This is a genomic window from Aeromonas sp. 102P (assembly GCF_051920345.1).
Taxonomy (GTDB): domain Bacteria; phylum Pseudomonadota; class Gammaproteobacteria; order Enterobacterales; family Aeromonadaceae; genus Aeromonas; species Aeromonas veronii.
This window is the reverse complement of the sequence record NZ_JBQBCZ010000001.1, coordinates 2,328,967-2,343,049: the sequence shown is the minus strand read 5'-3', so window position 1 is coordinate 2,343,049 and position 14,083 is coordinate 2,328,967. Positions and strand designations below refer to the sequence as shown.

12 protein-coding genes are annotated in these 14,083 nt (G+C 58.6%); 8 read left to right on the top strand and 4 right to left on the bottom strand.

All coding sequences use genetic code 11. The features are described 5' to 3' along the window. Window positions 1-152: 152 nt before the first annotated feature. Together ACTG1K_RS11160 and glpT are read right to left on the bottom strand one after the other, a co-directional pair. On the bottom strand, window positions 153-911 hold the full coding sequence (locus ACTG1K_RS11160; RefSeq protein ID WP_005347045.1) for a DeoR/GlpR family transcriptional regulator: 759 nt from the start codon (window positions 909-911) through the stop codon (window positions 153-155). Window positions 912-1,013: 102 nt separating this feature from the next. Further along, window positions 1,014-2,372 carry a glycerol-3-phosphate transporter gene (gene glpT / locus ACTG1K_RS11155; protein ID WP_005337540.1) on the bottom strand — a complete coding sequence of 453 codons (1,359 nt, stop codon included), beginning with the start codon at window positions 2,370-2,372 and terminating at the stop codon, window positions 1,014-1,016. A gap of 489 nt (window positions 2,373-2,861) precedes the next feature. On the opposite strand from glpT, the gene ACTG1K_RS11150 reads away from it, so the two are divergent. The 4 genes from ACTG1K_RS11150 to ACTG1K_RS11135 all read left to right on the top strand — a co-directional run bounded on the left by ACTG1K_RS11150 (window position 2,862) and on the right by ACTG1K_RS11135 (window position 7,895). Beyond that, the gene (locus ACTG1K_RS11150; protein ID WP_005350866.1) at window positions 2,862-3,710 is read left to right on the top strand and encodes an MIP/aquaporin family protein; all 849 of its coding nucleotides are present in this window, start codon (window positions 2,862-2,864) and stop codon (window positions 3,708-3,710) included. A 54-nt stretch (window positions 3,711-3,764) separates the two neighbouring features. Beyond that, window positions 3,765-5,267, top strand: coding sequence for a glycerol kinase GlpK (gene glpK / locus ACTG1K_RS11145; protein WP_005337546.1), 1,503 nt, complete (start codon window positions 3,765-3,767; stop codon window positions 5,265-5,267). 224 nt (window positions 5,268-5,491) lie between these two features. Continuing rightward, a complete protein-coding gene (locus tag ACTG1K_RS11140; protein WP_440005358.1) occupies window positions 5,492-7,468 on the top strand; it encodes a methyl-accepting chemotaxis protein in 1,977 nt (658 codons plus the stop codon). 193 nt (window positions 7,469-7,661) lie between these two features. Beyond that, on the top strand, window positions 7,662-7,895 hold the full coding sequence (locus tag ACTG1K_RS11135) for a hypothetical protein (RefSeq protein ID WP_064336424.1): 234 nt from the start codon (window positions 7,662-7,664) through the stop codon (window positions 7,893-7,895). 171 nt (window positions 7,896-8,066) lie between these two features. Here the strand turns inward: ACTG1K_RS11135 and ACTG1K_RS11130 are convergent, their stop codons facing one another. Continuing rightward, a complete protein-coding gene (locus ACTG1K_RS11130) occupies window positions 8,067-8,969 on the bottom strand; it encodes a LysR substrate-binding domain-containing protein (RefSeq protein WP_440005356.1) in 903 nt (300 codons plus the stop codon). Window positions 8,970-9,160: 191 nt separating this feature from the next. Here ACTG1K_RS11130 and ACTG1K_RS11125 point away from each other — a divergent pair, with 191 nt between their 5' ends. The 3 genes from ACTG1K_RS11125 (at window position 9,161) to dkgB (ending at window position 11,358) form a co-directional block, all read left to right on the top strand. Then, entirely contained in the window at window positions 9,161-9,565 is a 405-nt protein-coding gene (locus ACTG1K_RS11125) for a DUF6404 family protein (RefSeq protein ID WP_331379544.1), read from the top strand. A gap of 627 nt (window positions 9,566-10,192) precedes the next feature. Beyond that, window positions 10,193-10,489: a putative quinol monooxygenase gene (locus tag ACTG1K_RS11120; RefSeq protein ID WP_331378158.1), complete on the top strand. Its 297-nt coding sequence runs from the start codon at window positions 10,193-10,195 to the stop codon at window positions 10,487-10,489. 65 nt (window positions 10,490-10,554) lie between these two features. Beyond that, entirely contained in the window at window positions 10,555-11,358 is an 804-nt protein-coding gene (dkgB, locus tag ACTG1K_RS11115) for a 2,5-didehydrogluconate reductase DkgB (RefSeq protein ID WP_150996309.1), read from the top strand. 162 nt (window positions 11,359-11,520) lie between these two features. Here the strand turns inward: dkgB and ACTG1K_RS11110 are convergent, their stop codons facing one another. Further along, window positions 11,521-12,405 carry an HAD family hydrolase gene (locus tag ACTG1K_RS11110; protein ID WP_331378157.1) on the bottom strand — a complete coding sequence of 295 codons (885 nt, stop codon included), beginning with the start codon at window positions 12,403-12,405 and terminating at the stop codon, window positions 11,521-11,523. A 477-nt stretch (window positions 12,406-12,882) separates the two neighbouring features. Here ACTG1K_RS11110 and ACTG1K_RS11105 point away from each other — a divergent pair, with 477 nt between their 5' ends. Then, window positions 12,883-14,061, top strand: a complete 1,179-nt coding sequence (locus tag ACTG1K_RS11105; protein WP_331378156.1) for an MFS transporter — start codon at window positions 12,883-12,885, stop codon at window positions 14,059-14,061. The last annotated feature ends 22 nt before the right edge of the window (window positions 14,062-14,083 follow it).

Here is a 14,083-nt window from a genome sequence, read left to right as displayed (position 1 = left end):
CATCGGGCCAACATCGGCGAGTTAATAGCCAAAAAACCAGATTGAATAGTGGTTTTGGCAATACCCATAAAGGGGTGATATGACGCAGGAACGGGAGAGAGAAAGGAGGCCGCCCTGACGGGCGACCGGCACAGCCTTGGCGTGTTTCGCCGTCAGCAGATGTGGCAAGCGATCTGGTGTTGCGCCATCAATCGCGTCAGCTTTTCCGGTGGCTCCTGATCGGTAAAGAGGGCGTGGATCTGGCTGAGATTGCCCAGATTGACCATGGCGTTGCGACCAAACTTGGTGTGGTCGGCGGCCAGGAACACCTGACGGGAGTGGGCGATGATGGCCTGGGCGATCTTCACCTCGTGATAGTCGAAATCGAGCAGGGAGCCGTCGTTGTCGATCCCCGAAATCCCGATGACACCATAGTCCATGCGAAACTGACCGATGAAGTCGCGGGTCGCCTCCCCCACGATGCCGCCATCGCGGTTGCGGATCTCGCCGCCGGCAATGATGACGGTGAAGTCATCCTTGGCCGTCAAAATGCTGGCCACGTTGAGGTTGTTGGTGACGATGCGCAGCTCACGGTGATCGAGCAGGGCGCGGGCAATAGCTTCGGTGGTGGTGCCTATGTCGATAAAGAGCGATGAGCCGTCGGGAATATTGGCCGCGACCTCGCGGGCGATGCGCTCTTTCTCCTTGAGTTGCATCACTTTACGGGCGCTGTAGGCGGTATTGACGGTACTCGAATGCAGGGAGGCACCGCCGTGATGGCGCCGGATCTTGTTCTGTTCGGCGAGATCGTTCAGATCCCGGCGAATGGTCTGGGGGCTGACGTCAAAGTGGGTCACCAGATCGTCGGTCGAGACAAATCCCTGCCGCGTCAGGACGTCCAGGATCTCCAGATGTCGTTGGGTTTGCTTCACGCTTGCACTCCGATGATGAGACAAAAAAAGGCCCCGGCAGATGCGGGGCCTTTTGGCAGTTTACCTGATCCCCTTTGGGATCAATAAGCTGAGGATCACGTTTTATGCCTTATGGGCAGCCGCTTTCTTGGCCGCAACGGCAATGTTCTCATGCTTGAGGGTCATCGCCAGCAGGATGATGGAGAGCACACAGGAGACGGTCAGCACCATGAAGCCGCCATCCCAACCGAAGTGGTCAACGGTATAACCCAGCATGGCGTTGGCTGCCACGGCGCCGCCCAGATAACCGAACAGACCGGTGAAACCTGCCGCAGTACCGGCTGCTTTCTTCGGTGCCAGCTCAAGAGCATAGAGGCCGATCAGCATGACAGGGCCGTAGATCAGGAAGCCGATCGCCACCAGCGCCATCATGTCGATGGTCGGGTTGCCGGCCGGGTTGAACCAGTAAACCAGTACAGCCAGGGTCACCAGCACCATGAACAGGATACCGGCCGGGGCACGGCGGCCCTGGAACATCTTGTCAGAGATCCAGCCACACAGCAGGGTGCCCGGAATACCGGCCCACTCGTAGAGGAAGTAAGCCCAGGAGGAGTTGTCGACGGTGAAGTGCTTGGCCTCTTTCAGGTAGGTTGGCGCCCAGTCCAGCACACCGTAACGAATGAGGTAAACGAAAGCGTTGGCGATCGCGATGTACCACAGCAGTTTGTTGTGCAGCACGTACTTGACGAAGATCTCCTTGGCGGAGAACTCCTGCTCGTGGCTCTCGTTGTAATCCTTCGGATAGTCGTTCTTGTACTCCTCGATGGGAGGCAGACCGACCGATTGCGGGGTATCACGCATCACGAAGAAGGCGATCACCGCGATGGCGGCCGCCGCTGCCGCAGGCACATAGAAGGCGCTGCGCCAGTCGTTGAACCAGCCCATCCCGAGGATAAACAGCGGGCCAATCATGCCGCCGCCCACGTTGTGCGCCACGTTCCAGACCGCAACCACTTCACCGCGCTCTTTCTGTGACCACCAGTGCACCATGGTGCGACCGCAGGGCGGCCAGCCCATGCCCTGTGCCCAACCGTTCAGGAACAACAGCACAAACATGATGGCAATGCTGGAGGTGGCCCAGTGCATGGTACCCATCATGAACATGATGGCAGCCGAGAGCAGCAGACCGGCGGAGAGGAAGTAACGAGCGTTGGAACGGTCAGAGACGTTCCCCATCAGGAACTTGGACAAACCGTAAGCGATGGAGACCCCGGAGAGCGCGAAACCGAGATCACCACGGGAGAAGCCCTGCTCGATCAGATAGGGCATCGCCAGACTGAAGTTTTTCCGTACCAGATAGTAGCCGGCGTAACCGAAGAAGATCCCGAAAAACACCTGCCAACGCATGCGTTTGTAGAAGGGGTCGACCTTGTCGGCCGGGAGCCTGTCGATGTGCGCCGCAGGCCTGAAGAGACTAAGCATGTTCTGCTTCCTTATTGTTGTTATGGGCGGTTGAGGATGCCCTGACCATTCCGACGAATCATGTGAGTCCGCTGATTCGTAAGCGAGCCTATTGTGCTCATATGCGCTCATTTAATCTGTGATGCATGCTCAAATATTGCAGTTTTATTACAAATAAAAGCTCCAAATGAGAAATCACTCAGCAAGCGCCAGCCCTTGTGTAGCAAGGGTTGCAAGCTACCCCCTAAGTGGTAACTGGCGGTTATCAAGATGCTTTACGTCACATTTTCTTAGCAATGAGTGGGATCTTGTCCACATTTCCTATGGAGGGGGGATGGTGAAATTATTGGGAAGGGTTATTTTCTGTCACGACCGATAACGAGCGCAAACGAGCATAACGTTTGCGCAAGACGCAAAAACAACAAGGAAACGTTTTCGGCAGCAACGGATAGACACAAAAAGATAAAACGGAACATCAAACCTCTACGGGTGGATATAAGGAACAAAAGTATGAGCATACAAAGACCCAATACCCTGCTTGGCGAGTGCATCGCCGAGTTTATCGGAACCGGCCTGCTGATATTTTTCGGCGTCGGATGTGTGGCGGCACTGGTGCTGGCAGGTGCCAACTTCGGGCAGTGGGAAATCTCCATTACCTGGGGTCTGGGTGTGGCCATCGCCATCTATGTGACCGGCGGCATTTCAGGTGCTCACCTGAACCCGGCTGTAACCCTGGCGCTGATGACCTTCTGCGGTTTCGACAAGCGCAAGGTGGTACCCTACATCATCGCCCAGATGGCCGGTGCCTTCTGCTTCGCGGCCCTTGTCTACTTCCTTTATGGTAACCTTTTCACCCAGTGGGAAGTGACCCATAACGTGGTGCGTGGCAGCGTCGAGAGCCTCGGCACCGCCGGGATCTTCTCCACCTACCCCAATGCCCTGCTGACCAATATGCAAGCTTTTGCCGTCGAGCTGGTGATCACCGCCGTCCTGATGCTGGGCATCATGGCGCTGGGTGACAACAACAACGGCGCTCCCAAAGGTTTCGCAGCCGCACTGCTGATCGGTATCCTGATCGCGGTGATCGGCGCCTCCCTTGGCCCGTTAACCGGTTTTGCCATGAACCCGGCTCGTGACTTTGGTCCGAAACTGTTCGCGTTCTTTGCTGGCTGGGGTGATGTTGCCCTAACCGGTGGTCGTGACAACCCCTACTTCTGGGTTCCGATCCTTGGCCCCATCGTTGGCGCCCAGATTGGTACCGCTCTGTATGTCAAAGTGCTGGCTCCCTGCGTCCCGGGCAACCGTGTCGTCACCACCGAGCAAGCGACCCAAACCGCCAAAGAAGAGGCTGCCGCATAAGAGCGGCCCCCTCCAACGTATAAAAACGTGGAAAATAGAAACGTGGAGAACATCATGTCTGCTGAAAAGAAATATGTCGTCGCTCTGGACCAGGGAACCACCTCTTCCCGCGCCATCGTGTTTGATCAGGATGCCAACATTGTCGGTACCTCCCAGCGCGAATTCACCCAGCACTACCCGAAAGCGGGCTGGGTAGAGCACGACCCGATGGAGATCTGGGCGACCCAATCCTCCGTCTTTACCGAAGTGCTGGCCAAGACCGGCCTGCGCAGCGAAGAGATCGCCGCCATCGGTATCACCAACCAGCGTGAAACCACCGTCGTCTGGGAAAAGGCCACCGGCAAGCCCATCTACAACGCCATCGTCTGGCAGTGCCGCCGCACCGCCGCCATCTGCGAGGAGCTGAAAGCACGCGGTCTGGAAGAGTACGTTCGCGAGAACACCGGTCTGGTGCTGGATGCCTACTTCTCCGGTACCAAGGTGAAGTGGATCCTCGATAACGTGGAAGGTGCCCGCGAGAAGGCGATGAACGGCGAGCTGCTGTTCGGCACCATCGACACCTGGCTGGTCTGGAAGATGACCAATGGCGAAGTGCACGTCACTGACCCGACCAACGCCTCCCGTACCATGCTCTACAACATCCGCGAGCTGAAGTGGGACGAGAAGATGCTGGACGAGCTGGGCATCCCCATGTCCATGCTGCCGGAAGTGAAACCCTCTTCCGAAGTGTACGGCTACACCACCCGTGGCGGCGGCTCCCGCATCCCCATCGCCGGTATTGCCGGTGACCAGCAGTCTGCCCTGTTCGGCCAGCTCTGCTTTGAAAAAGGGATGGCCAAGAACACCTACGGCACCGGCTGCTTCATGCTGATGAACACCGGCACCGAGCCGGTTCGCTCCAGCAACGGCCTGCTGACTACCGTTGCCATCGGCCCGAAAGGGGAAGTGAACTACGCGCTGGAAGGTGCAGTGTTTATGGGCGGTGCCACCATCCAGTGGCTGCGTGACGAGCTGAAGATCATTCACGATGCCCGCGATACCGACTACTTCGCCTCCAAGGTGGGTGACACCAACGGCGTCTATCTGGTGCCGGCCTTCGTCGGTCTGGGCGCCCCCTACTGGGATCCGTATGCTCGCGGCACCATGGTCGGTCTGACCCGTGGCGCCAACCGCAACCACATCATCCGTGCTGCGCTGGAATCCATCGCCTATCAGAGCCGCGATGTGCTGGATGCCATGCAGCAGGACTCCGGCATCAAGCTGGCAGCGCTGAAAGTAGACGGCGGCGCCGTAGCCAACGACTTCCTGATGCAGTTCCAGGCTGACATGATGCACACCCCGGTGGTACGTCCGACCCGCATCGAGACCACCGCCATGGGCGCCGCCTTCCTGGCCGGTCTGGCCGTCGGCTTCTGGAAGAGCTCGGACGAGCTGGAAGACAAGTTCAGCGTTGACCGCGAGTTCATCCCGCAGATGGACAGAGACGATCGCGCCAAACGTTACAGCGGCTGGCAGAAAGCGGTTGAGCGTTCACGCCGTTGGGCTGAAGAGGATTGATCGGGCACCCGACATTCCGTTGAGATAAACACCAGAGAGGCCGACCGCTATGTCGGCCTCTCTTTTTATGCTTTCCCTTGCCGCTTTCTGCCCCCTTCCCGCTAATTGCTCCCTCCCTTTTTCTGCCGCCCTCTGTTGTTACCATCCGCCACAACACAATTGAGTTATCTATCTATAATCATCATCTGGGTCGCATATGCGACCTTATTTATGAGGAGAGCGATATGGAGAGGGCGATACACCGTTTTACACTGCACTCACTCTGGTCAAGGCTCGGGATCCGCACCCGGATCCTCGCTGGCGTGGCGATACTGATGGCCATCGCCATCAGCTGCATCACCTTGATCCTCGAGCAGATATCCCACAGTCAGGCCCAGCAGCGGGTCGAACGCTACGAGCTGCCAAGCAGCGTGGATCGCATTGCCAACCAGCTGACCGCGCAGCTTATCCAGCACCTGACCGAAGCGCAGGCGCTGGCCAGCAACCGTTTTGTCATCGACTGGCTGACCGCTGGCATGCCAGAGCAAGAGTGGCCCACCATGGAGCGCTACTTTCAGGATCTGCAACGGCGGATCGGCGGCAACGTCTTTATCGCCCCCCGCCAGAGCAGCACCCTGATCAACTTCAGCGGCGGCCCCACCGCCCAGAAATCGCTTAGCGGATCAGACCCGAAAGATGGGTGGTTTTTCGGCTTTCTCAAACGCAGCAAACCCTATGAGCTGAACCTCGACATCTCCGATTTTGACAAGCGCGCCTCCCTCTATATCAACACCGCCGTCACCCACGAGGGCAAGACCCTGGCGGTGGCAGGCACCTCCATCGACATGAGCGCCCTGAGCAAGCTCATCAGCGGCTACCGGATCGGCAAGAGCGGTCAGGTCTATCTAGCGGACATGGAGGGCAATATCGAGATCCACCCCGAGCAGGAGGTAGAAGGGGCCGCCCACCACCAGCAATCCTTCCTCGATACCGTCAAGCGGCTTATTCCCAATGCCCGGGAACAGGTGGCCGTAGAGGCGCTAACGCTGGAGGGACAAACCTATCTCATCGCGGTGCGTTACATCCCCACCCTCAACCGGCTGCTGATTGGCGAGATCAACAGCGCCGAGCTGGAAGAGGGACTGCAGGAATCCCGCCAGCTCATTATCATGGTGTCGCTCGCCATCGGCGGGATCGCCATGCTGGCCTCCGCCTGGCTGGCTCACTCCATCAGTCGCCCCATTCGTCAGGCTGCCGATGGCATGCACCACATCACTGCCGATCGGGATCTGGCAACCCGCCTCGACTTCTCTGACGAGTCGGAGCTGGGGCTGATGGCCCAAAGCTTCAATCGGCTGATCCAGAGCCTGAACCAGAGCTTCTCCCGCTTCCAGCAGTCAGGCAGCGCCCTCTCCGCCCAGTCGTCCCAATCCATGCAGCAGGCCCAGGCACTGGCAGGAGAAGCGTGCCAGCAGGCCCAGAGCATTCAGGAGCTGACCACTGTGGTCACCACCATCGGTGACAACGCCGAGCAGATCGCCAGCCGCTCTGAAGGGGTCAACGACGTGACCCAACGCATCGCCAACCATATGCTCAGCATCGAGCAGGATGTGACCCAGAGCGCCGCGCAACTCGACAGCTTGCGCAGCAGCATCGGCAGCTCCTCGGCCCTGCTCGATGAAGTGGTGAAAGACAGCAACAACATCACCCAGATCATGAACCTCATCCGCGATGTCTCGAACCAGACCAACCTGCTGGCCCTCAATGCGGCCATCGAAGCGGCCCGGGCAGGGGATATGGGACGGGGCTTTGCGGTGGTGGCCGACGAGGTACGCCAGCTGGCGGTGCGTACCCAGACCGCCACCAAGGATGTGCAGGATCTTATCTTGCGCCTGCAGGAGGGAACGCGGCAGGCCAGCAGCTCGATGGCAGACTCCCGCAACCTGAGCGAAGAGGGATACAACCGGATGAATCAGGCCAGAGAGGTGCTGGTTGATGCCACCAGCCAGATCAACCAGACCGCCCTCGAGATCAACGAGATCAGTGCGCTGGCGCAGGCGCAGAATCAACAGATGGGGCAAGCCAGAACGGCGCTCGACGAGCTGGCCATGGTGGCCGAACACCAGCGGGAACACGCGCAGGAGAGCAATGCCACCAGCCGCGAACTGTTCGAACTGGCCAAGGCCATCGACGAGCAGATCCGCCAATACCGGATTGGCTAGGCCCGGCGCTTCCCCCTCTCCCTCTCAATAACCAAGACGCCACCGCAGGGTGGCGTTTTCATTTTGCAAATCATTTTGCCTGCGCTCTCGAAACGGGAATGACGACAAAACTCGCAAGATATTGATAATTAACATGAAAAAATGTGGAATGGCCATTGCTTAGTAATATCAGACTCAACAGAGGGATATCGCCATGAAACCGACCACCACTCAAGCGCCCGTAGCCCACGTCGCCACTCAAAAAGAGACCCTGACCCCCCGCGAAGGCACCTTCCTGATGATGGTGGCCCAGCTAGTGGTGCTCACCTGCATCGTACTGGCCGCCACCGTCGGCGGCCTCTCCTGGCAGTGGACCCTGCTGCTGACCATTCCGCCGGTGCTCGGCGGCGCCCTGCTCAGCCGGGTATGGGGCAAACTGCCCCACTAACTGCGCTTCAGCTCACACACCTTCCCGAACCGGCGGCTGACCCTCAAGTCGGCCGTCTGTTTATCTGCCACCTGGCTCATGCTGATTGGCCGCAACGAAGGCGCGGCTTGTTCTTCGCCAAGCAAACCGCAGCGACGAACCGTTCAAACAAACCGCACAAACCAACCTGCACTAAAGGGTATGGCTGCCAAGCTGCTCTTTAAGAAAGTCGAGCCAGACCCGTAGCCGGATATCCCGCTGGGCATCGGAGTAGAAGACCGCATTGATGGGGCGCGAGGCGCCGCTGTTGCTGCGGGCCAGCACCTCCACCAGCGCGCCGCTCTCCCGATCCGGCCCGGTCATGAAATCTGACAGACAGACAATCCCCTGACCCGCCAGCGCCAGCTGACGCAAGGTTTCACCGCTGCTGGCACGCAGGCTGGGGGTGATGGCAAAGCGATCCCCCTGCTCGGCACTGAGCAGCGGCCAGTGGTTGAGGTGATCGGGATGCAAAAAGCCGAGCAGCTCGTGACCGCTCAGCAGATCCGCCGGTTGGCGTGGGGTGCCGCGCTCGCTCAAATAAGCGGGAGAGGCCAGCAGCCGCAGCCGCGAACGGCCAAGGGGCAGCGCGCGCAGGGAGGAGTCGGTCAGCTCGCCGATGCGGATGGCCATGTCCACACGCCGCTCCATCAGATTGATAAAGCCCTCCGAGCTGTGAAGCTGTAGCTCGATGGCGGGGTAGCTGCGGCGAAACTCGCCGATGATCGGCACCAGCCGGTGCAGAATAAAGGGGGTAGCGGCATCTACTCTCAACACCCCTTCGGGTTGTTCCCGGCGCATCAACAGATGCCCCTCCGCCTCGCTCATCTCGGTCAGGATCTTCACCGCCCGCTGATAGAACCAGCTCCCCTCCTCGGTCAGGCTGACCCGGCGAGTGGTGCGATTGAGCAGCACGGTGGAGAGCTTCTCCTCCAGCCGCTTGATGCCGCGACTCACCACCGAGTTGTCCATGCCGAGGTTCTCCGCAGCCTGGCGAAAACTGCCCGCCTCCACCACCGCCACAAACAGGGTCAGTTCATCAGAATGGGTCTTCATTGCTGTTATCCGGACAAGAGTAATGGGCCTTTATAGGCGCAGCCACTGTGGATTGGCAAGCGTGCTCAGACAGGCGATCTTGTTTTTCGAAGAGAAATAACCAGAGAGAATCACTATCTCTCACCATGCTTAATCAGTAGAATGCGATCAATAGGAATCGTATGAAGCCAGATTATCAAGGGGATACATTAATGGAGTTTGAAGAGCGGCTGGCTATTGCCCATCAACTACTGGCTGACCGTGGCCTCAAGGAATTTCACTACAATCCGTGGCTGTTCAAATTGCTGCGTAAACTCGGCGTCCCTGTCAAGCCGCCTTATTACGCGGGCTGGCTTACCAATTTCCTCTGTTCCGGCCTCTCTATTGCGCCGTTATGGGGTCTGATTATGTGGACATTCGTCTGGCATCCAGAGGGAAGGGATCTTTTATCAGCCCTGTTCAACACAGCCATGTTCGCTGGCGTATTTGGTCTTTTCACCTTAATTGGACTCTGGCTCAAACGCCGGCAGCTTGAAATGACCCCATGGGAGCAGTTGGAGCACCAGCACATCAATGAAAGCACAGAGAAGAAGGTCAAAGCTCCTGCTGCCGATTGAAACTGGGTGCAATACAGGCTCTGAAGAGCACACTTTCACAGACTCGGACTCTCACCTTGCCGGATTTCGTTAAATTTTTTATCAGCTTTTCAATTAACTGCCTCATCCAAACCGCCATTTGCCTCTTGGTTCTCGCCTACAGGCTTTTCCGCCACCACAATGGCAACTGGCGCAGCTATCGACGAAGCTGGGATCCTCTCCCTCTATTTGCCTCCATTTTCCTGGGCATGATGATCGCAAAAAAGCTTCATCCGGCCATCATGGCAGCCTTGTAATGATTAGCCATAGCTTGGACGTTCATAGCCACAAATAATCAAGTAGTTCACTAGATGATCAAACAGTTGTGCCCTCACTGTGAGATAAGCACTGGATCAAAGCGTCCATGCGGGCCAAAAATATCTCTTTGCGGGTTTTAGGTGGTTTGCCATTGAACGCACAAACCGCGAAGGTGAGCTGGTGACTCATGTAGAAAAAGGGTTGTTGACTACAAATTCAGACAATCATTCATAAAAATTTCTCACTACTGCTATTGCTGCTCTCCCCTCAATACTGTTTTGCGACCAGCGCCCTGTTTCCTGCAAGTCACGGCAGGCATACTGACCCTTCGTTTTTGCCAAGGAGGTTCAGATGTCATCACCCGTGATTGTGATTGCCCAGCTTGAAGCCAAACCCGAATTCGCCGCCCAGTTTCGCGCCGCCCTTGAGCCGCTGATTGCGGCCACCTTGCAAGAGGCGGGCTGCCAGCGCTATCAGCTGCACCAAGACTTGGACAATCGAAACAGCTGGATGCTCTACGAGGTGTGGGAGAGCGAAGCGGCCCTCACCGCCCATCGGGGTCAGCCCCACTTTACCGAATTTGTCGCCAAGGCCGAGCCCTGGTTTGCCAGCTGCACCATTCGCCGCTATCAGCCGCTGGGCGCCTGACTGGCCCCTGTGCCACTTTCCACTTAGCCCATCAAGGGCCAACCACCACCCCATTGAGGAACGAGATGATCAATATGCCACCCATGGGTCTGGGCACTTTCCGCCTGAAGGGCGAGCCGCTGCTTGCCACCCTGACCAACGGTCTGGAGCTGGGCTATCGCCATATCGATACCGCCCAGATCTATGACAACGAAGCCGAGGTCGGCGCCGTGCTGACCCGCAGTACTGTTGCCCGCCACGAGATCTACCTGACCACCAAGGTGTGGACCAGCGAGTTTGGCCCGGGCAAGCTGATCCCGAGCCTTGAGGTGAGCCTCGAAAAACTGGGCACCGACTATCTGGATCTGGCGCTGATCCACTGGCCCTCCCCCAAGGATGAGGTGCCGATGGCAGTCTATCTGGAGCAGCTGGCAGAGGCCAAGGCCCGGGGCCTGACCCGGGAGATCGGGGTCTCCAACTTCACCGTGGCCCAGCTCAAACAGGCTATCGAGATTTTGGGGCCTGGGGCCATCGCTCACCAGCAAATCGAAGTTCATCCCTTGCTGCAAAACCGCAAGGTGGTCGAGTTCTGCAAAGCCCAGGGTATCGCCGTCACCGCCTATATGCCGCTCGCCTATGGCAAGGTGCTGAGCGAGCCGCTGCTAATGGAGATTGGCAAACGCCACGGGGTATCGGCTGCACAGGTGTCGCTAGCCTGGCTGCTGGCGCAGGACATGACAGTGATCCCGAGCTCCACCAAGCGGGAGAATCAGGCCGCCAATCTGGCCGCCCTCGATATCACCTTGAGCAGCGAGGAGATGGCCGCCATCGCCACGCTGGATCGGGGCGAGCGCTGCGCCAATCCCGACTTTGCCCCCGCGTGGGACTGACGCGAAAGGCGTGAGACTAACGCGAAAAAAAGGCTGGCTCTGCCAGCAAGCCAGATAAAACAGGGAGAGCATCATGCTCTCCCTGTCTCTTTTCTTGCCTCACGCTTTGCAGCGCTTGCTGAACGTCCAGCCGCCATATTGATGCCAGATGCAGCCCCGCAATCAGGGCGCGTTCTGGCAAAGGGCGGGATCGAACACTTGATTCCAGTCTGATTTCATATCGACCACCACCCAGCCCCGCGCTTTTGCCTGTGCCAGCCCGTCGATCAGCTTGCCGCTGGCTGGCGGATGGCTGTCGTAGGCGTATTCGCGCTTGGCATCGGTGTGGTGCACCAGCAGACCAAAAGTGTGGTAATCCGGGTTGGTCGAGGTGTATTGCAGCATAGGCACGTCGCCATCGCTGTTGCCAAAGGCGCCGACCGGACGCTGCCCCATAAAGAGGTGAATGGCGGCCGGTTTCGCCTTGCTGTCATCGAAATAGGCGCCGTTCATGGTCTTGCGGATCTCGCTGCCCCCCCCGGTCAGGGCAAACTCGCCGAGGGTAAAGGAGCCAATCACCTGCTGGGGCGGGATGCCATACATCTGCTCGGACATCACCCGCATAAAATCGATGCCGCCGCCGGAGACAATCCAGGTCTGGAAGCCATTATCCCGCAGATACCCCAGCAGCTGTTTCATCGGCAGATAACCGAGCTGATCATAGTGGCAGCCAAAACGGGGATCCTTGCTGCTGTTGACCCAGCGAGTGACCCGCTCGGCAAACTCGGTGGTGGTCATGCCGCTGTGGGTCAGTCCCACCAGCTTGGCGAGCCCCTTCTCCCCCGATTTGGCCACAGCCTTGAGATCATTGTTCAGCACTGCCGCGACGATGGGGTCGGCCTTCCACTCCGGATGTTCCGGCGCCAGGCGCTTGATCTCGTCCATCGCAAACTGCAGCTGATAGGTCATGGGCGCTTCAGGCCAGAGGGTGCCGTCATTGTCAAACACCACATGGCGCTTCTCTGGCGGAATAAAAGTGGCCTGCTGCTGATCGGTGGCATTGGTCACCCAGCGGGTGATCGCCTGCTTGGCCGCCGTGTCATTCCAGGCAGAGAGGGGATCGCTCTGGCCAGCCTGTACCGCAAAGGCGCCTCACAGCAGCAAAAGAGAGGAGAGTCGATTCAATGTCATCATGTTACCTGTCAGCTGGATATTGCCTGTCTATTGCCTATAGATGAAAGCGCACGGCCATCACAACACCGGCGCGCATGGGTTCAACACACTCGGGTTTCACAGGGAAAATCCTATGGCGGCCAGCTTGTACTGGAGCTTAAGCAAGCTCAGAAAAAGAGCAGCGTTCATCCCGTTTTGCGAGGCAGATCACTGCGTTGCGCTCACGCAGCGGGCAGCACAATCCCCTCCCACTCAGCGTTATTGCTGCTTATTTGGCAAAAGTAATTTGATGTCACCGTCATTTTTGCCAACAAAACCCATCGGCATACTGGCGCCATTCTCCCGTCGGGAGTCCCTAACCAAGGAGTTGTTATGCCACTGGCGTTATTTGCCCTTACCCTGAGTGCCTTTGCGATAGGCACCACCGAATTTGTGATTGTGGGGCTTATCCCCACCATCGCCGAGCAGCTCAGTGTCTCGCTTCCCTCGGCGGGCCTTCTGGTCAGCCTCTATGCCCTTGGGGTTGCCATCGGCGCCCCCGTGCTCACGGCGCTCACCGGCAAGGTGCCGCGCAAGTGGCTGCTGGTAGGGCTGATGGCACTCTTTACCGCCGGCAACCTGCTGGCCTGGCAGGCTCCCGGTTACGAGAGCCTGATTGTGGCCCGCATCCTGACCGGATTGGCGCACGGGGTCTTCTTTTCGGTAGGCAGCACCATCGCCACAGGTCTTGTGGCCAAAGAGAAGGCGGCGAGCGCCATCGCCATCATGTTCAGCGGCCTTACCGTGGCGCTGGTAACCGGCGTACCGCTCGGTACCTGGATTGGTCAGGTCTTTGGCTGGCGCGAAACCTTTCTGGTGGTAAGCCTGCTCGGCCTCATAGCTATGGTGGGCAGCCTGCTGCTGATCCCGAACAACCTGCCCAAGGGGGCGGCCTCGACCATCCGCGAGCAACTCTCGGTACTGACCAAAAAGCCGCTGCTGCTGGTCTACGCCAAAACCGCCCTCGGTTACGGCGGCGCCTTCACGGCGTTCACCTTCCTCGCCCCCATCCTGCAGCAGGTGAGCGGCTTTAGCGCCGGTGCGGTGAGCCTGATCCTGCTGGTCTACGGGGTATCAGTTGCCGTCGGCAATATCTGGGGTGGCAAACTGGCCGACAAGATGGGTCCCCTGCCGGCGCTCAAGCTGCTGTTTGCCGGTCTGGCGCTGGTGCTGCTGGCTCTCACCTTCACCGCCCCCCATCCGGTGCTGGCGGTACTGACCGTGCTGGTGTGGGGCGCCTTTGCCTTCGGCAACGTGCCGGGTCTGCAGGTGCTGGTGGTGAAACAAGCCGAACTGCACACCCCCAAGGCGGTGGATGTGGCATCGGGCCTCAATATTGCCGCCTTCAACGTCGGCATTGCGCTGGGATCTGTGGTCGGTGGTTTTGTGGTGGAACACCTCGGCCTGATGCACACCCCCTGGATCGGCGCCCTTATCGTGCTGCTGGCCTACGGACTGACCCATGTCAGCGAGCGCCGCGAAGCCCTCCGACTCGCCGCCTGTCAGGCATAGGCTGCGCCAGCAGGCGTCACGC